The 19,860-nt window shown below is 65.1% G+C and carries 20 protein-coding genes and 1 pseudogene; 9 read left to right on the forward strand and 12 right to left on the reverse strand.

Annotation, left to right across the window (positions count from 1 at the left end; translation table 11 throughout):
* Window positions 1–112 precede the first annotated feature (112 nt).
* A complete protein-coding gene (locus tag AC1DWU_RS17600; protein ID WP_477151305.1) occupies window positions 113–556 on the reverse strand; it encodes a glyoxalase superfamily protein in 444 nt (147 codons plus the stop codon).
* Window positions 557–826: 270 nt separating this feature from the next.
* Here AC1DWU_RS17600 and AC1DWU_RS17605 point away from each other — a divergent pair, with 270 nt between their 5' ends.
* On the forward strand, window positions 827–1,594 hold the full coding sequence (locus tag AC1DWU_RS17605) for a sulfite exporter TauE/SafE family protein (protein WP_477151306.1): 768 nt from the start codon (window positions 827–829) through the stop codon (window positions 1,592–1,594).
* Between the two features lie 4 nt (window positions 1,595–1,598).
* On the opposite strand, the gene AC1DWU_RS17610 is transcribed toward AC1DWU_RS17605, so the two are convergent.
* On the reverse strand, window positions 1,599–3,686 hold the full coding sequence (locus AC1DWU_RS17610; protein WP_477151307.1) for a molybdopterin-containing oxidoreductase family protein: 2,088 nt from the start codon (window positions 3,684–3,686) through the stop codon (window positions 1,599–1,601).
* A 246-nt stretch (window positions 3,687–3,932) separates the two neighbouring features.
* Here AC1DWU_RS17610 and AC1DWU_RS17615 point away from each other — a divergent pair, with 246 nt between their 5' ends.
* Window positions 3,933–6,068 (forward strand): hypothetical protein, encoded by a 2,136-nt coding sequence (locus AC1DWU_RS17615; RefSeq protein ID WP_477151308.1) that lies wholly within the window; start codon window positions 3,933–3,935, stop codon window positions 6,066–6,068.
* Window positions 6,069–6,079: 11 nt separating this feature from the next.
* A complete protein-coding gene (locus AC1DWU_RS17620) occupies window positions 6,080–6,874 on the forward strand; it encodes a calcium-binding protein (RefSeq protein ID WP_477151309.1) in 795 nt (264 codons plus the stop codon).
* Window positions 6,875–6,895: 21 nt separating this feature from the next.
* Here the strand turns inward: AC1DWU_RS17620 and AC1DWU_RS17625 are convergent, their stop codons facing one another.
* Both AC1DWU_RS17625 and sugE read right to left on the reverse strand, forming a co-directional pair.
* Window positions 6,896–7,051, reverse strand: a complete 156-nt coding sequence (locus AC1DWU_RS17625; RefSeq protein ID WP_477151310.1) for a hypothetical protein — start codon at window positions 7,049–7,051, stop codon at window positions 6,896–6,898.
* A gap of 214 nt (window positions 7,052–7,265) precedes the next feature.
* Entirely contained in the window at window positions 7,266–7,580 is a 315-nt protein-coding gene (sugE, locus tag AC1DWU_RS17630; RefSeq protein ID WP_477151311.1) for a quaternary ammonium compound efflux SMR transporter SugE, read from the reverse strand.
* Window positions 7,581–7,752: 172 nt separating this feature from the next.
* On the opposite strand from sugE, the gene AC1DWU_RS17635 reads away from it, so the two are divergent.
* On the forward strand, window positions 7,753–8,655 hold the full coding sequence (locus AC1DWU_RS17635; protein ID WP_477151312.1) for a FecR family protein: 903 nt from the start codon (window positions 7,753–7,755) through the stop codon (window positions 8,653–8,655).
* Between the two features lie 71 nt (window positions 8,656–8,726).
* A pseudogene (locus AC1DWU_RS17640) lies at window positions 8,727–8,819 on the forward strand (ion transporter); the annotation flags it as partial.
* 3 nt (window positions 8,820–8,822) lie between these two features.
* Here AC1DWU_RS17640 and glsA read toward each other — a convergent pair.
* The gene (gene glsA / locus AC1DWU_RS17645; protein ID WP_477151313.1) at window positions 8,823–10,658 is read right to left on the reverse strand and encodes a glutaminase A; all 1,836 of its coding nucleotides are present in this window, start codon (window positions 10,656–10,658) and stop codon (window positions 8,823–8,825) included.
* 118 nt (window positions 10,659–10,776) lie between these two features.
* Between glsA and AC1DWU_RS17650 the strand changes: the two genes are divergently transcribed.
* Complete coding sequence (locus AC1DWU_RS17650) at window positions 10,777–11,595, forward strand: FecR family protein (protein WP_477151314.1); 819 nt, start codon at window positions 10,777–10,779, stop codon at window positions 11,593–11,595.
* A 3-nt stretch (window positions 11,596–11,598) separates the two neighbouring features.
* On the opposite strand, the gene AC1DWU_RS17655 is transcribed toward AC1DWU_RS17650, so the two are convergent.
* The 5 genes from AC1DWU_RS17655 to AC1DWU_RS17675 form a co-directional block, all read right to left on the reverse strand.
* Window positions 11,599–11,784, reverse strand: coding sequence for a tautomerase family protein (locus AC1DWU_RS17655; RefSeq protein ID WP_477151315.1), 186 nt, complete (start codon window positions 11,782–11,784; stop codon window positions 11,599–11,601).
* Between the two features lie 4 nt (window positions 11,785–11,788).
* Window positions 11,789–12,073, reverse strand: a complete 285-nt coding sequence (locus AC1DWU_RS17660) for a tautomerase family protein (protein ID WP_477151316.1) — start codon at window positions 12,071–12,073, stop codon at window positions 11,789–11,791.
* Between the two features lie 51 nt (window positions 12,074–12,124).
* Window positions 12,125–14,140, reverse strand: coding sequence for a DEAD/DEAH box helicase (locus AC1DWU_RS17665; protein WP_477151317.1), 2,016 nt, complete (start codon window positions 14,138–14,140; stop codon window positions 12,125–12,127).
* A gap of 91 nt (window positions 14,141–14,231) precedes the next feature.
* Entirely contained in the window at window positions 14,232–14,654 is a 423-nt protein-coding gene (gene ndk, locus AC1DWU_RS17670; RefSeq protein ID WP_477151318.1) for a nucleoside-diphosphate kinase, read from the reverse strand.
* A gap of 149 nt (window positions 14,655–14,803) precedes the next feature.
* Entirely contained in the window at window positions 14,804–15,274 is a 471-nt protein-coding gene (locus AC1DWU_RS17675) for a hypothetical protein (RefSeq protein WP_477151319.1), read from the reverse strand.
* 299 nt (window positions 15,275–15,573) lie between these two features.
* Here AC1DWU_RS17675 and AC1DWU_RS17680 point away from each other — a divergent pair, with 299 nt between their 5' ends.
* Window positions 15,574–16,485, forward strand: coding sequence for a hypothetical protein (locus tag AC1DWU_RS17680; RefSeq protein WP_477151320.1), 912 nt, complete (start codon window positions 15,574–15,576; stop codon window positions 16,483–16,485).
* Between the two features lie 36 nt (window positions 16,486–16,521).
* Here AC1DWU_RS17680 and AC1DWU_RS17685 read toward each other — a convergent pair whose 3' ends face one another.
* Window positions 16,522–16,923: a hypothetical protein gene (locus AC1DWU_RS17685; protein WP_477151321.1), complete on the reverse strand. Its 402-nt coding sequence runs from the start codon at window positions 16,921–16,923 to the stop codon at window positions 16,522–16,524.
* A 97-nt stretch (window positions 16,924–17,020) separates the two neighbouring features.
* Between AC1DWU_RS17685 and AC1DWU_RS17690 the strand changes: the two genes are divergently transcribed.
* Window positions 17,021–18,913 carry an ABC-F family ATP-binding cassette domain-containing protein gene (locus AC1DWU_RS17690; RefSeq protein WP_477151322.1) on the forward strand — a complete coding sequence of 631 codons (1,893 nt, stop codon included), beginning with the start codon at window positions 17,021–17,023 and terminating at the stop codon, window positions 18,911–18,913.
* Window positions 18,910–19,341, forward strand: a complete 432-nt coding sequence (locus AC1DWU_RS17695; RefSeq protein ID WP_477151323.1) for a cupin domain-containing protein — start codon at window positions 18,910–18,912, stop codon at window positions 19,339–19,341. The genes AC1DWU_RS17690 and AC1DWU_RS17695 overlap by 4 nt, the downstream gene beginning before the upstream one ends.
* Before the next feature lie 72 nt (window positions 19,342–19,413).
* Here the strand turns inward: AC1DWU_RS17695 and AC1DWU_RS17700 are convergent, their stop codons facing one another.
* Window positions 19,414–19,860: a DNA polymerase III subunit chi gene (locus AC1DWU_RS17700; RefSeq protein WP_477151324.1), complete on the reverse strand. Its 447-nt coding sequence runs from the start codon at window positions 19,858–19,860 to the stop codon at window positions 19,414–19,416.

Here is a 19,860-nt window from a genome sequence, read left to right on the forward strand (position 1 = left end):
GACGGAACGCCACCGGGACGGGCCTCCATATATCGGCAGATGGCGATGGAAGACAACCCGCGGGAGGGAAAGACAACGGCGGAGCGTGCCCCGCCGTTGGAAAACGGTTCTGCTATGCGCGCTGGATGCGCATATGCGGTTCACCGTCGCTGGTGCGCGACGCCGAGATGCCGCGCAGGTCGACCGTCGCCCGCACGCGCTGGCGATAGATCGGCCCCATTAGCTCGGATTTCGACACGTTGACCGGGCGATCGAACTTCACGGTCACCTCGTAGTGGTTCATGTCGGCGAGCAGTTGCACCCCGATCACCATGCCGATGAACGGCTGGCTGAGATAGGTGCCCTTGACGCGCTGGCCAACCTGCACCGGGCTGACCGCGCGTTCCGGCATCGCCGCTGAGGCGGTGTTCCAGTCGCGGTAGCCGTGGCGGTGGGCGATTTCTTCCAGCGCGGCGCCCTGCCCCAGCGGATTGCCCGCCAAGGCTCGTTCGGCGCGCAGAGCCTTGGCCTCGGCCTTCAAGGTCGCGGCACTGGGAGTATCGAGAGAGAAAGTCATGTCGGTCCTCTTCAAGCAGAGGCGGATTTCTTCATGGGGCTCGCCTTGCCATGAACCGCCTCGAGAAGGGAGCGATCATGAATGCGTCACGGATGATCCGCGGCTGGACTTGACCATCGGGTTTCCCCGGCGAGCGGCAGGCGCCAGCAGCACGGCCGCTATGTGGTGGATCGGGCCAGCTTTGTCAACTTGCCCCCATTCGCTCGGCTGATGGCGAAGATCACGCGATTGCGTTGGAGTGCGGGCACCTGACAGGCTAGGGAGAACGGCATGACCGAGATCATGCTGTTCGTCGCCGGGCTCATCGCCGGCACCATCAATACGCTGGCGGGTGGCGGCTCGTTCGTGCTGTTCCCAGCGCTCCTGTTCGCCGGCGTGCCGCCGGTGATCGCCAATGCGTCGAACACCTATGCGAGCCTGCCGGGCTATGCCAGCGGCGCTTTCGGGTTGTGGCACGATATCGTCAAGCATCGCGACCGGCTGATCCCCTATTCGATCGTCTCGATCGTCTTCGGCTATGTCGGCGCGGAACTGCTGTTGCAGGTGTCGAACGCCACGTTCGTCCTGGTGGTGCCGTGGCTGCTGCTATTTGCGGTGGTGCTGTTCGCCTTCGGCGGCCGGATCAATAGCTTCATCCGGGCCCGAGCGGGCGACAGTGGCCGCGGCCGGCATGTCGGTGCGGCGCTGCTGTTCGCGCTGCTGGCCGGCATCTGCGTCTATGGCGGGTTCTTCAACGCCGGACTCGGCGTCTTGCTACTGGCGTTCCTGGCGCTGGCGGGGTTCACCGACATCCATGCGATGAACGGGCTGAAGCTGTGGATTTCGACGCTGGTGGCGCTGGTCAGCGTGGTGCGGTTCGCACTGTCCGGGTCCATCGACTGGTACCACGGCTCGATCGCGCTGGTCGGGGTGACGATCGGCGGCTATGTCGCGGCGCGGCTAGCAAAGCGGATACCGACAGGGCTGATCCGCGGGCTGGTGATTGTCTACGGGATCGGGCTGACCGGGTGGTTCTTCTGGCAGGCTTACGGGGCTTAATCCCCTACCCCTTCCGAACCCACACCGATGTATCGTGGAACGCGGCGCCGCCGAAGGGGCGGACCGGATCTGACCCGATCAGGGTGTTGATGCCCTGGCCGTTCCGGTGCGCGGAGTTGGGATGGATGCCTTCGGCGATAAGCACGCCGCGTTGCATGCCGACGAAGAACACCGCCCTCAGCGCGACTTCGCCGCGGCGGTTGCCGAGGGTGACGGGGTCGCCATCGGCGATTCCGAGTTCAGCTGCGTCGGCGGAATGGATGAAGACGGTAGGCTCGGGCTGGCGCTTCTGGCTGCCTGCGGTTTCAGCGAAGCTGGAGTTGAGGAAGCTGCGCGAGGGGCTGGTGGCGAGGCGGAACGGGGTTTCGGCGTCGACCCGCTCGGTGACGTCCCAGTGGTCGGCGAAGCGTGGCATCTCCGAGCGGTCGCAGACCCAGTTGTAGCCCTTGAGCTTGGCCACCGCGTCCCAATCGGGCTCGAAGCGGTAGCGCTTGTCGGGCCAGGCGAAGCCATCGGCGAAGCGGGCCTTCTCGTCGGGCCAGGCGCCGTCGATGAAGCCGGTTTTTTCGATCTCCTCGAGCTCGCCGAAGCCTGACCGGCGGAAGGTCTCGGCGACCATGTCCCGGTCGCTCAGGTGCATCGAGGCGTGGTCGGTGCCGAGGCGGCGGAGCAGCTCGTTGACGACCTCGAAATTGGAGCGGCACTCGCCTGGCGCGTCGACCAGCTTGGGGCCGAACAGCAGCCGGGTGTGGCCGCCGCGGCGGTAGTAGTCGTTATGCTCGAGGAACATGGTGGCGGGCAGGACGATATCGGCCATCTTCGCGGTATCGGTCATGAACTGCTCATGCACGACGGTGAACAGGTCCTCGCGCTCGAAACCTGCGCGGGTGAGGCCCTGCTCCGGGCTGACATTCATCGGGTTGGTGTTCTGGATGAACAGCGCCTTGACCGGGCCGCCGCCGTTGAGGGCCTTCTTGTCCCCGGTCAGCACCTTGCCGATCTCGGACATATCGAGCTCGCGGCCGCCAGGGCCCATGTCGACGCCGGTGATCATCGACTTGTCGAGCTTCCACGAGCCGGAATTGGAGTGGAAGGCGCCGCCGCCGTGGTGCTGCCAGGAGCCGGTCATCGCGGCGACGGAGAGCGCGGCATGCATCGAGGTGGAGCCGTTGCGCTGGCGGGTAAAGCCATAGCCGAGGCGGAAATAGGTCTTGGGGGTGGTGCCGACGAGCCGGGCGAAGGCCTCGATCTCGTCGACCGTCAGGCCCGTAATCCCAGCCGCCCACTCGGGCGTGCGGGTCGATAGATGGGCTTCGAATTCGGGCGAGAAGTCGGTGTACTTGGCCATGTAGGCGCGGTCGGCCAGGCCATCACGCAGGAGGATGTGCATCACTGCGACGGCCAGCGCGCCGTCGGTGCCGGGGCGCACCACCAGCGCCATGTCGGCCTGCTCCATGGTGCCGTTGCGGTAGATGTCGATGGCGACGATCTTCGCCCCGCGTTCCTTGCGGGCGCGGATGGCGTGGGTCATGACGTTGACCTGGGTGGCCACCGCGTTGGTGCCCCAGATGACGACGCAATCGCTGTCGGCCATGGACTCGGGGTTGGGGCCGGCCAGCACGCCGGTGCCGGCGATGAAGCCGGGCCAGGCGGTGCCGGTGCAGATGGTGTCGTATTGCAGCGAGTAGCCGCGGGCATGGCGCAGGCGCTCGATGCCGTCGCGGTGCACGTGGCCCATGGTGCCGGCGTAGAAATAGGGCCAGATCGCCTCGGGGCCGTCGGTGCGCTCGATCTCGAGCCAGCGGGCGACGATCTCGTCCATCGCTTCATCCCAGCTGATCCGCTGGAACTCGCCCGAGCCCTTTTTGCCAACGCGGCGAAGGGGATGGGTCAGGCGGTTCGGGTGATGAATCCGCTCGGCGTAGCGCGCGACTTTCTCGCAGATGACGCCGGCAGTGTACGGATCGTCCTTGGCGCCGCGCACCCGGCCGATGGTCGAGCCGTCGATCAGTTCAACGTCGAGCGCGCAGGTCGAAGGACAATCGTGCGGGCACACCGAACGGGCGGTGCGGGGCGTGGTGATGGCGTTCATGGGCGCGAGATTTATCACGCACGGTTGGGCGGCAACAGGGCGAACGATTGCCCAAGTGACGGGCCGGATTACCCAGGCAAGTCTCGGTTGCCGCAATATTGGGCAGCGCGGCGAGATGGTTTCGTTGTCTTGGGCGTCGATACGGCGGGTTCCATGCGCTGGTGGCACAGCTCCCATGCGGGCCCCTCCGTTCCCGGACCAGTGCCGGAGGCGGAGCCTTGAGCGATATTCGGGAGGATTTTCAGCATGGCCTATTATCCGCCTACCATCGATCCGGACTCGCTCGACGGCACCGACGGCTTCAACATCACCGGCGCGACGACCGACGACAGGTTGGGGACCAGCGTTGAGAACGCTGGCGACGTCAACGGCGACGGCTTCGACGACATCATCGTCATGGGCCGCGATCGGATGGGCGGCGCGGTCTACAACTATGTCGTCTTCGGTTCGGCCGAGCCGTTTCCAGCCGAGTTCAACATCACCGAACTCGATGGCAGCAACGGCTTCGCGATCGATACGGTGGACAAGCCCTGGCATGTCCAGGGGGCCGGCGACATCAACGGCGATGGCTATGACGATCTGATGGTCGGCACCACCAACGACAGCGACCAGTATGGCTACGAGGACGTCCACGTCATCTTCGGCAAGGCGGATGGGTTCGAGCCGTATTTCTGGCTCGAGGCGCTCGACGGCGAGAACGGCTTCACGCTCAACGGGCCGCCGCGATCGACCGCCAACTACACCATCGCCGCGGCCGGGGACACCAATGGCGACGGCTTCGACGATGTGCTGATCACCACGCAGTACGAAGCCCGGCTGCTGCTCGGCAAGGCCGACGGTTTTGCCGCGGATGGGATCGTCACCGATGCCACGACGCCGATCTTCAACTCGACCCAATGGGGACACGCACCGCCTGCCGGCATCGGCGACATCAACGGCGACGGGTTCGGCGACGTCGTCATCGGCGAAGCGGTGATCTTCGGCGGCGCCGGCGGATTTCCTGCCGGGCTCACCGTCGACATGCTCGACGGCAGCAACGGCTTCCGGCTCGATCCCAACGTCAATCGCACAGTCGCGGCGGCGGGAGACGTGAACGGCGACGGCATCGACGACTTCATCGTCGGCAATCCCTACGCCAAGCCGCATGGCCACATCGATGGTGGCGAGGCCTACGTGGTGTTCGGCAAGGCGGACGGGTTCGATGCCTCACTCGACCTCGAGGTGCTCGACGGCAGCGACGGCTTTGTCATCCGCGGACCGACGCTGTCGGGACTCGGGGCAGAGGTGACGGGCGCCGGGGACGTGAACGGCGACGGCTTCGACGATGTGCTGGTGCAGACCGGCTATAGCAGGGCGCACGTCGTGTTCGGCCGGGCGACGTTCCACACGCCGGGCTTCGACGTCGACGACCTCGACGGCCGCGACGGGTTCGAGATCGACAGCTCCGACCCCTATTCGGGGGTCGAAAACGTTGCCGGGCTCGGCGACTTCAACGGCGACGGCTTCGCCGACCTCGCCTTCGGCAACAGCAACGCCAGCCCGGGCGGCCTCTATCTCTCCGGGACCACCGCGGTGGTGTTCGGGTTGAAGCCCACCGAAGCGGTGACGCGGATCGACGCGGCGGGCGACCAGACGGTGCGTGGCGGGGTCGGCAACGACGTGCTGATCAGCTATGGCGGCGACGACCACCTGATCGGCGACGTGGGCAATGACTCGCTCCGGAGCGTCGCGGGCGCGGACACCATGGAAGGCGGGCTCGGCAACGACGAGTACTTCGTGTTCGCCGACCGCTCCGACACCATCATCGACACCGGCGGCATCGACACGATCCGCGCGACGACGCACTGGGACCTCACCGGCAATCCCGAGATCGAGAACGTGGTGCTCGCCGATGCGGGCGACTGGCACGTGAGCGGCAACAACCTCGACAACCGGCTCGTCGGCGGCTTTGGCGACAACGTGCTTTCCGGCGGCAATGGCGATGACCGGCTCGAAGGTGGTGGCGGCGACGACATCCTGATCGGCGGCTTTGGCCGCGATGTACTGATCGGCGGCGCCGGCACGGACCGGTTCGATTTCGCCAGCTACCAGAGCGAACCGACGGTGGGGCGCGACGTGATCGTCGATTTCGAAGCCGGCGAGCTGATCAACCTCGCGGGCGTCGACTCGAACGTCTGGCGCAACGGCAACCAGGCGTTCACTTTCATCGGCAACGGCGAGTTCACCGGCAAGTGGGGCCAGTTGCGCTACGACTATTTCACCTTCACCAACGGTGAGGTCGTGACGATCGTCGAAGCCGATACGGATGGAGATGGGGAGGCCGATTTCGGCCTCGAACTGCGCGGCCAGCATGTGCTGACGGCGGCTGACTTCATTCTCTAGGGAGAAATTCCATGGCCTACATCATGGGCACCGACGCGCCCGAGACGCTGACCGGCACGAACGCCAACGACGCGATCCTGGGATTTGCCGGGGATGATCACATCCTCGGGCTCGACGGCAGCGACCAGTTGTTCGGGCATGGCGGCGCCGACCTGCTCGAGGGCGGGCTCGGGGACGATATCTACCAGCTTATCGACGATCGCTCCGACACCATCATCGATATCGGCGGGTGGGACACGATCCGCGCGACGGTCGGGATCGATCTCGAGGATTATCCCGAGATCGAGAACCTCACGATGGCTATCGACTATTCGGGCCGTCACTTGCTGGGCAACGGGCTCGACAACGAGCTGATCGACTGGGGCGGCAGCAACCGGCTCGACGGGCGCGACGGTGACGACTACCTCAACGCCGGGGCCGGCAATGACCTGCTCATCGGCGGGCTCGGCACGGAGTTCATGCTCGGCGGACAGGGCCGGGATCGGTTCGATTTCCGCAGCGTCGAGGAGATCGGCACGGGCGAGACGACGCGCGACGTGATCTGGGACTTCAAGCCGACCGCGGATAAAATCAACCTCGGGGCGATCGACGCCAACGAGCAGTTCTCCGGCAACCAGGCGTTCCAGCTGCTTGGCTTCGCAGAGTTCACCGGCAAGGCGGGCGAGTTGCGCTGGGTGTACGAGCAGCGCGCCGACCTTTCCGCCGTAACGCTGGTCGAAGGCGACACGGACGGTGACGGCGTGGCGGATTTTCAGATCGAATTGAATGGCCGGCTGCCGATGTACGCAGCCGACTTCATTCTCTAGGTGGCTGGGCCCAGGCCCGGCCTACTCTTCGGCGCGGATCTTCTTCAGCTCGGCATTGTAGATGCGCAGGCTGAGATAGATCGCGAACATGAAGCAGACGATCCCTGTGACCTGCGACAGCGGCAGGCCAGCGAAAAGCGGAACGTGCTTGGCAACGATCAAAGCAACAACGAGCATGAGGACAGACACGACCTCAGCAGAGCGGAACAGCATGGCTCCCCTTTACCTTCATTTCGAGATGCGCTGACGCTCGGCGCGGAATGGCGCCTCGTGGGAGCCCCCGCAATCACGTTTACGGAAAATCGCAAAAGGTTCCATCAACTTTTGCGTTATTCGGTATTTTCGTCAAACAGGCTGGCGCGGAAGCCACAGCTCCCGCGCCGCGCCCGGATCAGCTGACGAGCTTAAGCCCGACGATCCCGGCGATAATCAGGCCGATGCTGGCGAGCCGCAAGGCCGTGGCCGGCTCCTGGAAGATCATGATGCCGAGCACTGCAGTGCCCACTGTGCCGATGCCGGTCCAGATGGCGTAGCCGGTGCCGACTGGCAGCTCACGCAGCGCGATACCGAGCAGCACGACGCTGGCGACCATCGCCGCGACGGTGATGGCGGTCGGCCCGAGTCTCGTGAACCCTTCGGTGTATTTGAGGCCGATGGCCCAGACGATTTCCAGCAAGCCGGCAGCGATGAGATAGACCCATGCCATGGGAGTTCTCCTTTGTCGCGGGCCGTCCCGCTGATGATCTGGTGAGGCGCCGGGGCCGTCCCCGGCGCCGGTTCATATAGGGTTCATCTGCGATCTTGTGTAGGAGGGTCATGGATCGCACCCGCCGGGGGGCCGGGCGATCTCCATGTCAAAAGCATAGCCGAGGACGCGTATGCAAAAGATGATGAGGCGAGCCCCCCTCGCCTGCGCAGTGGCTGCGCTTGGCCTTCTGTTACTTTCCGCCCCCACGTTCGCAGCCAGCGGCAAGGCGCTCGGCGTCATGCCGGCGGCGGTTGTCGAGACCAAGACCGACAGCAGGACGATCACCGTGGGCGCTGACATCTTCATCGGCGACCGGGTGGTCACCGGCGCCAATGGCCAGGTGCAGATCAAGTTCTCTGACCAAACCGAACTGGTGGTCGGGCCGAACTCGGCACTGCTGATCGAGGACTATCTGCTGCGCGAGGACGAATCGGCCGGCAAGTTCGCCATCAACGCGCTGTCCGGCACGTTCCGCTTCACCACCGGCCGGGCGCCGAAGGACCGCTACCTGATCGAGACCCCAACGGGGACGATCGGCGTGCGCGGCACGGCGTTCGATTTCAACGTCGATGACGCCCACACGCGGGTGCTACTGTACCATGGCGCTGTGGTGCTCTGTAACCTCGACAAGACCTGCGTGACGCTCGACGATACCTGCGAGCTGGGCGAGTACGACCTCGGAAAGTCCGAGATCCTCGGCCACACCGACGAAATCAAGGGTGCCGCGCGCGAGGACCTGAAGGGCGACTTCAAGTACGCGCAATCGCAGGCGCCGCTATTGGGCGAGTTCCGTATCGACCAGGCCAAGGAGTGCTTCCACAAGGGCTTCGTGAACACGACGCCGCAGAGCCTCGTCTATGGGCAGAGCGATTCGACGCCGAAGCCGGCGCCGGAACCGGACACGGGCGACGATGCACCTCCGCCTCCGCCTCCACCTCCACCTCCACCTCCTCCTCCTCCTCCGCCTCCGCCGCCCGACGACGGCTTTCCGCCCGAGTGCTATGGCGAGAATGGCGAGTTCTACTGCAACTGAGATTGGAGCCGCCGACTCGAACGAAGTCGGCGGCCGCTCCGTTGACTTCTGCGCCGCGGGACGCAAGCTCTTGCCTGCGATGCGGGCTGCAGCAGCACGATCCGGATGCCGTGCACTGCAAGGCATGCGGGCACCCGCTCAACATCCCGAACGACGGCAATTGAGGCTCAGCGCGACAGGGCGCGGATCTCGGCATTGGCGCGGCGCAGCCGCTCGGCGAGGCTGGCGCCAACCGCCAGCACCAGCGCGGAATGGGCGGCTGGTGCATTGGCCTGGAGATCATCGAGCGCGTCGCGGTCGAGCACCAGAGCGCTGCCGCTGCTGGAGGCGATGACGTCGGCGGTGCGCGGGGCGTGGCCGAACAGCGCCAGCTCACCAAACGCCGTGCCGGCCTCAACCGTGCTGACCCGGTGGCTCGGGGCGTTGCCGATGCGAACCGAGATATCGACGTGGCCTTCAGTGAGGAAGAACAGCTCGTCGGCGCGCGCGTTCTGGGCGATGAGCTTGTCGCCCGGTTCGAAGCGCTGCAGGCGCAGGCGCTTCGACAGTTCGGCCAGCATGGCTTCGTCGAGAGTGGCCAGCAGGTCGAATTCAGTCAACGGCACCGCGGTGTCCGCGGGGGTGCCACCGGCCTGCTCGAGCAGCCGGTCCTCGAAGTACTCGAGCGCCTGGTCAACGGTGGGGAAATGGATGTCCTGCTCGAAGGTGTGTGGGATCTCGCCCGAGACAGAGACGACGGCGAAGCCCTTGCCGGCCTCCTGCAGCGTGCGCCGGGCGGTGTTGAGCAGGGTGACGGCGACGCCGTCGATGCGCAGCACGCGCGTCACGTCGAGCACGAAGTAGTAGGCGCTCCCCATGTCCTCGACGATGCGGCGGGTGACCCGCTCGGCTTCGATGAAGCCGAGTTCGGCCTGCAGCTCATAGACGGCGATCAGGTGGCCGTAGCGATCGAGCTTCTTGGCCTGCTCGTGCCGGCGGACGCGCTTCGAATGCACCTCATCGGAGCGGTAGACACGGCGGAGCGGCGCTAGGCCGCCACCGCGATCCTCGAACAGATGCAGGCGGAAATTGGCGGAAATGTCCTCGCAGACCTTGACGCCGCGGGCGCTGTTGCCGACCGCATCGAGGCGGGGCGAGAACGTGCCGATGCCGAGCTGGCCGGGGAGCACCGCGGCGATGCCTCCCCCTACCCCGCTCTTGGCCGGCAGGCCGACGCTGAACTGCCAGCCGCCGGCGTAGTCGTACATGCCGCAGGTGTTCATCACCGAGAGCACGGAGCGCACATTGTCGGTGGAGATGGCGCGCTGCCGCGTCACCGGATTGACACCGCCGTTGGCTAGCGTAGCGCCGATCATCGCCAGGTCGCGCGCCGTGACCAGCAGCGAGCACTGGCGGAAATAGAGGTCGAGGTGTTCGTTGACGTCGCCCAAGATCATCCCGGCGTTGAGCTCGAGATAGGCGATGGCGCGGTTGCGGTTCCCGGTGATGGTCTCGGAGCGATAGACCGCTTCGTCGAGATCGAGCATCCGACCGGTAAAGCGCTGGAAGATGTCGAGGATGCGCTGATAGCGCTCGGCGTGGTCGGCGCCCCTGATCATGGCGCTGGCGGCGATGGCACCGGCGTTGACCATCGGGTTGAACGGGCGGTTGTTGCGCTCGTCGAAGGTAATGGAGTTGAACGCCTCGCCCGAAGGTTCGACCCCGATGTGCCGCAGCACTTCCTCGCGGCCGTGATCTTCCAATGCCAGGGCGTAGATCACCGCCTTGGAGACGGACTGAATGGTGAACAGTGCGCCAGTGTCGCCGACTTCGTAGACAAAGCCGTCGGTGGTGGCGAAGGCCAACGAGAACTTATCGGGATCAACTGCGGACAACTCGGGGATATAGCTTGCCAACTGCCCCGTTTGGTTGGGACGATGCCGCGCATAGAGGTCGTTGAGATATTGCCATACGGGCAGTTCTTTTGGCGAAAGCCCGGCCGCCCGCAGATCGACTTGCTGCATACAATTGACTCGCATGTGCCTAAAGCATAATCAGACTAATCACTATGCTATGTTTTGAGCAATAGCGCTTGCGGCTAAGCCGCACGGCAGCGGCAGGATGGCCGCCGACGGGGGCAAAATGAGCATTATCAGGAAGATGACAGCCGTCGGGCTGGCAGTTGTTCTGACGGGGGCGGCGCTGCCGGCGATTGCCGCGAGCGGCACGGCGCTGGGCGTCGATCCACAGGCCGAGGCCGACACGGCGGGCAAATCGCGCACGCTGACGGTGGGCGCCGATATCTTCATCGGCGACAAGGTGAACACCGGCGCCGCGGGCACGGTGCAGATCAAATTCTCCGATAACACCGAGCTGGTGGTCGGGCCGAACTCGTCGCTGCTGATCGAGGACTACCTCCTGCGCGACGACCAGTCGGCCGGCAAGTTCGCCATCAACGCGCTGTCCGGCTCTTTCCGCTTCGCGACCGGCGGCGCGCCCAAGGACCTCTACAGCATCAAGACGCCGACGGGCACGATCGGGGTGCGCGGCACGGCGTTCGATTTCAACGTCGATGCGGAAGGCACCGAGGTGCTGCTATTCCACGGCGCCGTGCGCCTGTGCAATCTCAACGGGACCTGCGTGACGCTGGACGGCACCTGCGAGATGGGCACCTACGACCTGACGCAGTCGACCATTCTTGGCTCGCCCGACGACCTCACTGGCGAGCAGCGCGAAATCCTCAAGGCGGCGTTCCAGTTTGCCGAGATCCAATCGCCGCTGCTGCGCGAGTTCTGGGTCGACAACGCGCGCCAGTGCTTCAACAGCGGGTTCGTGAACGACACCCCACCAAGTCTCGTGGAAAATCACGAAAGCAGCCCGCCGGCCGACACGTGCGACTGCGGTTGCGGCGAGGGCTTCGATTACGAAGGTGAAGGCGAGGGCGGCTGCGACGCGCGGTGACTGTCACAGCTCGTCGAAGGGCACGCCGCCCCTCGACTTGCTGTCTCTCGGGCTCTCGACGATCTGCACCACGACGCGCTCGGGTGGGACGTTGAAGTTCTTCACCACGGCGTCGGTGATGTCCTTCATCAGCGCCTTCTTGGATGCGGCGCTGCGTCCTTCGACGATGTGAACGAGAACCTCGGGCATCAGATCAGGCTTTCTTCGAGGCTGCCTTCTTGGTCGCAGCGGCCTTCTTGGACGCCTTCCCGCCGCTGTCCTGAGCCTTCCCGCGCTCTTTGGCCTCGGCTTCGCGTATCTTGGCCACGGACGTACCCATGTGGCCCCAGTTCTTGTTGTCGACCTCTTCGATGACGACGAAGGTGTATTCCGGTTTCTTGTTCAGAATCCGGACCAGCATCTCAGTGGTCTCTTTGTAGATCTGCAACTTCTGTTCGTAAGTAGCACCGTCAGTGATCTCGATACGGACGTAAGGCATGGTTTCCTCCCCCAAAGCCAAGGGGAGGATGCGGCAGCCGAGGTACGTTCGTCAACCGAGAGGATCGTAGCCGGCCTTCTGCTTCTTCTTGCGCGGCACTGCGCCGGCCTCGGCGGGCGGCTCGCGCTTCTCGCGGTTCTTGTATTTCGGCTTGCCCTTGTCCTTCGGATTGGCCTTGGGCTTCTCGGTGGGCTTGCGGTTGAACAGCACCGGTTCGCGTACTGCCGGCGCATCGTGCTGGACCGGCGGGGTGATCTCGCGGGCTGGCTTGGTGGCGAGCTTGGCGCCCTTGTCGCTGCGGACCTTGTAGCGCGGACCATCGTCGCGGGCCGGCCGATCCTCGCGCGGCTTGTAGCGCGGCGCCTCGTCGTCACGCTTGTTGAAGCGCGGGGCGCTGTCACGATTGTAGCTCTTCTTCGGCGGCGCCGACGGCGGGCCGGAAGCGGCAATGGTGGTATTGTTCTCGATCGTTCCGCCGACGCGGGCGATGGCGGCCGCGAAGGCATCGGCCTTGTCGGCCGCGATCTCGAAGCGGGTCTCGCTGTCGAGAATCTTGATCGAGCCGACATCACGTTTGGTGACGTCGCCGGCCTTGCAGATCATCGGCAGGATCCACTTGGGATCGGCGCGGCGGTTGCGGCCGATCGACAGGGTAAACCAGCGGCCGTTCTCCATCGGCGGCGCCTTTTCGCGCGGGCCTTCATCCTCGAAACGCTTGTCGCGGCGCGGTCCCTTTTCGGCGAAGGCGCCAATCGACTGCTCGGACACCTCCTCGGGCGCCGGGCGGGCGGCGAGCTCGCGACGGATGTAGGCGGCGGCGAGTTGCTCGGGGGTGAGGCGGGCCAGCAGCTCGGCGACGAAGGGGGCCTCGATGTCGTTCGGGGCGGTGACGGCGGTCGCCGTCGCGATGATCTGCTCGCGATTGCGGGCGTCGATCTCGGCGATGGTCGGGGCGCCGCGAGTGGTCGCATCGAGATTGGCGGCGCGCAGCACGCGGGCGGCGGCGCTGCGGCGGTGCACCGGCACGATCAGCGCGCAGATGCCCTTGCGGCCGGCGCGGCCGGTACGGCCCGAACGGTGCAGCAGGGTTTCGGGATTGGACGGGACGTCGGCGTGGATGACCAGATCGAGATTGGGCAGATCGATGCCGCGGGCGGCGACGTCGGTGGCGACGCAGACCCGGGCGCGGCCATCGCGCATCGCCTGCAGGGCGTTCGAGCGCTCGGCCTGGGTCAACTCGCCGGATAGGGCCACCACCGGGAAGCCGCGGTTGGCGAGGCGGGCGGTAAGGTGCTTCACCGACTCGCGGGTGTGGCAGAAGACGATGGTGTTGGAGCTGTCGTGCAGCAGCAGCATGTTGATGACCGCATGCTCGCGCTCGTCGTTGCGGACGACGACCTGCTGGTACTCGATATCGGCGTGCTGCTCGCCGGCGCTGGTGGCGACAAGGCGAAGCGCATCGCGCTGGAAGGTCTTGGCCAGATCGGCGATGGCGCGCGGCACGGTGGCCGAGAACATCAGGGTGCGGCGGGTTTCCGGCGCGGCATCGAGGATGAACTCGAGGTCTTCGCGGAAACCGAGGTCGAGCATCTCGTCGGCCTCGTCGAGCACCACGGCACGGACCTTGCCGAGGTCGAGCGCGCCTTTCGAAATATGATCGCGCAGGCGCCCCGGGGTGCCAACGACGATATGCGCGCCTCGCTCGAAGGCCCGGCGCTCGGTGCGGATGTCCATGCCGCCGACGCCGGCGGCGATCTGCGCGCCGGTATCAGCGTAGAGCCATTCGAGTTCGCGCTGCACCTGCATCGCCAGTTCGCGGGTCGGGGCGATCAGCAGCGCCAGCGGGGTGGCGGCGCGCTCGAACTTGGCGGCATCACCCAGCAGGGTTGGCGCGATCGCCATGCCGAAGGCCACGGTCTTGCCCGAGCCGGTCTGCGCCGACACCAGGAGATCGCGCTCGGCGGCCTCGGGCGCCAGGACGCTCAGCTGCACCGGCGTCAGCGTGTCATAGCCGCGGGCGGTGAGGGCGGCTGCGAGCGCGGGGTGGATGGTCTCGGGGAGGTTCACGGGGTGGCTTTCATGGGGCGGCAGGGTGCCCGCTAGCAAAACAAAAGGGCCGCCCGGAGGCGGCCCTCGGAAAATCGTGGTCTGGCCGAGATCAGCCGACGATCTCGTCGTCGGTGAAGAAGAACTTGATCTCTTCCTTGGCGGTCTCGGGAGCGTCCGAGCCGTGCACCGAGTTCTCGCCCATGCTCAGCGCGAATTCCTTGCGGATGGTGCCCTCGGCAGCGTTGGCCGGATTGGTGGCGCCCATGACTTCGCGGTTCTTGAGGATGGCGCCCTCGCCTTCGAGGACCTGGACCACGACGGGCGACGCAATCATCTGCTCGACGAGCTCACCGTAGAACGGGCGCTCCTTGTGCACGGCGTAGAAGCCCTCGGCCTGGGCGCGGGTCATGTGGATCTTCTTCATCGCGACCGGGCGGAGGCCAGCGTCCTCGAACTTGGTGAGGATCTTGCCGATCAGGTTACGGCGAACCGCGTCGGGCTTGATGATGGAGAAAGTGCGCTCGATGGCCATGTGTCTGGTCCTTGGAGTGGGTCTGAATTGGAGTGCGGCCTTCTAACGGGAAGGCGTGACGGGCGCAAGACGGGGTTTGACAGGCATATTGGCAATGCTCGCCCCGGAAGCAGAGCGAGAGCGCGAACGGCAGTTCAGGCGAACATCGATCAGATGGCCGGCGTGCTGTCGGGTGACGCTGGCGCTGGAGTGACCACATCGAAAAACACAGCGAGCCGCCCCAGGATCAGCACAACCAAAATGGTGGCTCCCGCCGCAATGGAGAGCGCCAGCCAGATATGGGTTGGAGCAACTGCCGCAAATGCGAGCGTCAGGCCCACACAGATCACAAGTGCAACCGTCACCGGATCGATAATGCTGATCGGACGCCGCCTGGCCAGCTCTAAGAGAATGCACGCGCTGAACAAGCCAGGGATACAGCCCAGAAAGAGCCCCGCCCCGATAAGAATTGGGGCGGCCGGCACCATGACCACCAGATACTGGAGGTCACTGATGGCAAACGGCCCCGGACTTGCCAGCACAAAGACCAACGCCGATGCGGGGAACGCCATGAAAGCAGGGGCAAAGACCATGCATAGGACGAATATGCCGGTCGGGCTTTTAATAACCCATCGTTGCACGCCCGAAGCTCCATAGAGTTGCCGAGACGCAACCTAACAAGCTCGGACCGGTATGAACATCCCGGCGAGTATTGCGAGCCCGGGCCCTACTCCTTCGGCACCGGTGGCACGAAGTCGGAAGAGTTCCGCCCGATGTCCACCCTCCCCTTGGCCCCTATCTCGCCACCGGGGCTGAGCAGTTGCACTTCGAGGGCGGTGACGTCCTCGGGCGCAAGACGGGGGATTCGCGCACTCGTGCCGTCTGACACCACGGTCAAACGGGAGTAGGATGGCAACAGTCGGCTCAACCGGAGGAACAAATGTCTTCTGTGGGGTCTGCACATTTGCCGCATGGCGATACCACGACCACCGGGCGTGGCAGCCGGATATGGACCGACAGGCGGGTCCTGGTCGGCTCCCTTATCGTGGTGGTCGCCCTGGCGATCGCACTGACTGACTATGCCGGGTACGGCTACGCCTGGTCACATTTCTCGAGGAGCAGCGAGAACAACCCATCGGCAACTTCGGCATCGACGAGCGAGGTGTTCGGCAGCCTCAAGTCGAAGTTCAGCGACTACAATACTTACTCACGCGACATCTTCCTGATGGAGGAGCGCAGCAAGGTCGATGCGCCCTACCTGTCGACCATCGCGAGACTGCTGGAGAATACCGCGGAAAGCGGAGGCGCTGGCCCGATGATCGGCGCTTTCCTGGATCTGCGGAAGGCGCTCGACCTCGAGCAATCCTGCACCGCCGGCTATCCGTGGTCGACGCTGGTCTGGAGCGCAAGACGCGACATCGATACGATGGCCGATGGCAGCAAGCTGGTCGCGCTGGACCTGTTTTTCTGCCTGTTCACGGTGCCAAGGGACGAAAGTGGCATCGTTCGGTACCCGATCGCCACGGTCACGCTCACTGCGGACGAGAGCCGGCAACTATCGTCGATCTACCCCCATATCGGCGCCGACGACGCGAGGAATGCGTTGCGCTGGCTACAGGCCGTTGTGAGGGGCGAAGTCGCACACCTCAAGCGTCTTCTCGAGCTGCGGAACGCGTCGACATCGTCATTGTCAGGAGAGATCGACGACCGGCTGCAACAGTATCTGCGGACCAACCAGGCTGCCTTTGAGCACGGCGTGGCGATGACGCTGACCCGGGCCCTGCTGCTGGCGGTTCTGATTGTACTGGCGGTTGCGTCGCTGAAGCTCGCGCACCGCGACCGATCGAAATGACAGGGCCCGCGAGCCGGCGTTGCCTGGCTCGGCGCCCTACTCCGTCGGCACCGGCGGCACGCAGTCAGGCGAGTTCGGGGCGATGTCGACCTTGCCAGTCGCCTGCACCTCGCCACCGGGGCTGACGAGTTGAACGCTGAGCGCTGACACGTCCTGGTCTGCGGTGATGGCGCTGGAGTGGTTCACCTTCACCACCTGCATGGTGCAGACCTCGGCGGTCGAGACGATCGGGATCGTCACCGTCGCGGTGCCGGACTCCACCAGGTCGACGCTGCCGTTGCCGGTCTGCTCGCAGGCGCCGCCCTCGTAGCTGAAGCTCAGCGAGACCAGTTCGGCGTCGAGCCGGCAGGCCTTCAGGTCGTTCAACGGGGCGAGCTCTTGTGCCAAGGCGGCGCCCGTGAACAGGCAAAGGGCAAGAGTGGCGAGGATCGGGCGCATTGGACTTCTCCGGTTTCTCGGTCTATTGGGACGGCTTCGATTTGCCCCTATCCCTTTCCTAACGCATTCCGCGCGCCGCGGATGCATCGGCCGCGCCATGTTGACCATTACCGATCTCAGTTACCGCATCCAGGGCCGCCCCCTGTTCGAGGGTGCCTCGCTTGTTCTCCCAGACGGTTCCAAGACCGGCTTCGTGGGCAAGAACGGCACGGGCAAGACAACGCTGTTCCAGCTGATCCTGGGGCAGATCGCGCCTGAAGGCGGCACCATCGAGGTCAACAAGAAGGCCCGCATCGGCGCGGTGGCGCAGGAAGCGCCGGCGAGTTCGATCAGCGTGCTCGACGTGGTGCTGTCGGCCGACAAGGAGCGCACGGCGCTCTTGGCCGAGGCCGAGACGGCGCATGATCCGCACCGCATCGGCGACATCCACACGCGGTTGGCCGAGATCGACGCGCATACGGCCGAGGCGCGTGCCTCCACCATTCTCAAGGGCCTCGGCTTCGAGAAGGATCGGCAGATGGCTCCGACTTCGGAGCTGTCGGGTGGCTGGCGCATGCGCGTGTCGCTTGCCGGCGTGCTGTTCAGCCAGCCCGACCTGCTGCTGCTTGACGAGCCGACCAACTACCTCGACCTCGAAGGCACGCTGTGGCTCGAGAAGTATCTCGCGACCTATCCCTACACCGTATTCATGATCAGCCACGACCGTGACCTACTCAACAAGGCGGTGAACTCGATCGCGCATCTCGAGCATCGGAAATTGACCTTCTACAAGGGCAATTACGACACGTTCGAAGAGACGCGCCGGATGCAGATGGAGCTCAACAACAAGAGCCGCGAGAAGACGCTCGACCAGATCGCGCACCTGCAGAAGTTCGTCGATCGCTTCAAGGCCAAGGCCACCAAGGCCAAGCAGGCGCAAGCGCGCGTCAAGATGATCGCGAAGCTGAAGCCGCCGGCGGCGATGTTCGACGAGAGCTCCTCGCCGTTCAAGTTCCCCGATCCGAAGAAGATCCCGGCGTCGCCGATGATGACCTTCGACAACGTGTCGGTGGGCTATGGCGACAAGGTGATCCTCAGGCACATCACCAACCGGATCGATCCGGACGACCGCATCGCGCTGATCGGCGTCAACGGCAACGGCAAGTCGACGTTCGCCAAGCTGCTGTCCGGCGATTTGAAGCCGATGGGCGGCGAGATGCGGAAGGGCAAGGGGCTGGAGATCGCCTATTTCGCCCAGCACCAGCTCGACAAGCTGAAGCCGGAGCAGACGCCGTTCGAGCATGTCGTAGACCTGATGCCGTACGACAGCGAGGCCAAGCGCCGCAGCCGCGTGGCGCAGATGGGGCTCACCACCTCGCGCATGGACACCAAGGTGAAGAACCTGTCCGGCGGCGAGCGGGCGCGCCTGCTGCTCGGGCTCATCACCTTCGGCGGGCCGGGGATGCTGATCCTCGACGAACCCACGAACCACCTCGATATCGACAGCCGCGACGCGCTGGTGGCGGCGCTCAACGACTATTCGGGCGCCGTACTGATCATCAGCCACGACCGCCACCTGATCGACGCGACGGTCGACAAGCTGTGGATCGCGCAGAACGGGACGATCGAGGAATTCGACGAGGATCTCGACACTTACCAGCGGTTGCTCACCTCCAATAGCAATGGCAAGGGCAAGAAGGGTGCGGCCCAGGCAGCACCGGCGATCGAGGATCGGAAGGCGTCGCGGCAGGACGCGGCGGCCAAGCGCGCCGAAGTGGCGCCGCTGCGCAAATCGATCAAGGACCTCGAGCAGAAGCTCGGCCGGCTGCGGACCGAATTGGCTCGCGTCGATGGCTTCCTCGCCGACCCCAAGACCTATGACGGCGCGCCCGAACGGGTCATCCTGCTCGGCAAGGACAAGGCGCGATTCGAGGGCGAGATCGCCAAGATCGAGGAGAGCTGGCTGACGCTCAGCGAAGAGCTGGAGCTGGCAGAGAAGGCGCAGGCATGAAGCAGATGACGGCCTCCGAGATTGTCGGCCTGCTCGGGCTCGAGCCGCATATCGAGGGCGGCTTCTACCGGCAGACCTTCGCCGACGTGCCCGGCGCTTCAGGCCGGCCCCTCTCGACGCTGATCTACTACCTGCTCACCGACCGGCAGTCCGGCGCCTGGCACCGGGTGGATTCGGCCGAGGTCTGGCACTGGTATGCCGGCGCGCCGATGACGATCGGCATCTCTCGCGATGGCAAGAGCGTGACCGAGCACAAGCTGGGCAACGATCTGATCGCCGGCGAGCGGCCGCAGGTGGTGATCCCGAGCCATGCGTGGCAACAGGCGACGTGTCTCGGCGACTGGTCGCTGGTCGGCTGCACCGTGGCGCCGGGGTTCCAGTTCTCGAAGTTCGAGCAGGCGGAGCCGGGCTGGGCGCCGGGGGTGTAGCGGGCTCGGCGTAATCTGTCGGTGCCTTCTCCCTTGTGGGAGAAGGAGCTGACTGATGGCACGGGGCCTGCCCTACCCCTTCTTCGCCCACTTCCCGTTGCCGTCCTGCTGCCAATACGTCACCTCGTTGCCGTCGCGCAGCGCTTTCCACGCCGCGCGGGCTTCGGTGACGGCGTCGGGGTCGTGGCCGGAGAACATGTAGACCAGCCGGACATAGCCCTCGCCCGATTGCGGCACGGCGCGATCGACGAAGAAGCGGACCTGCGCCTGGTTGGGATTGTGCGGGCGGGTGGTGATGAGGATGCGCTGCAGGTCGTCGGCGTCGCCGCCGGCCAGCGAATGCGGCAGGAAGCTGTCGTCGCGATAGGTCCAGAGCAGGTTGTCGAGCGCCTCGGCCCGTTCCTCGCTGCCCGTTTCGACCACCACGTTCCAGCCGCGCTCCAGCGACTTTTCCAGGAGCACCGGGATCACCCGTTCGAGGGGCTGGCTCTCCAAGTGGTAGAACAGGATCTCGGCCAT

The organism is Devosia sp. P2_G7 (assembly GCF_056403495.1).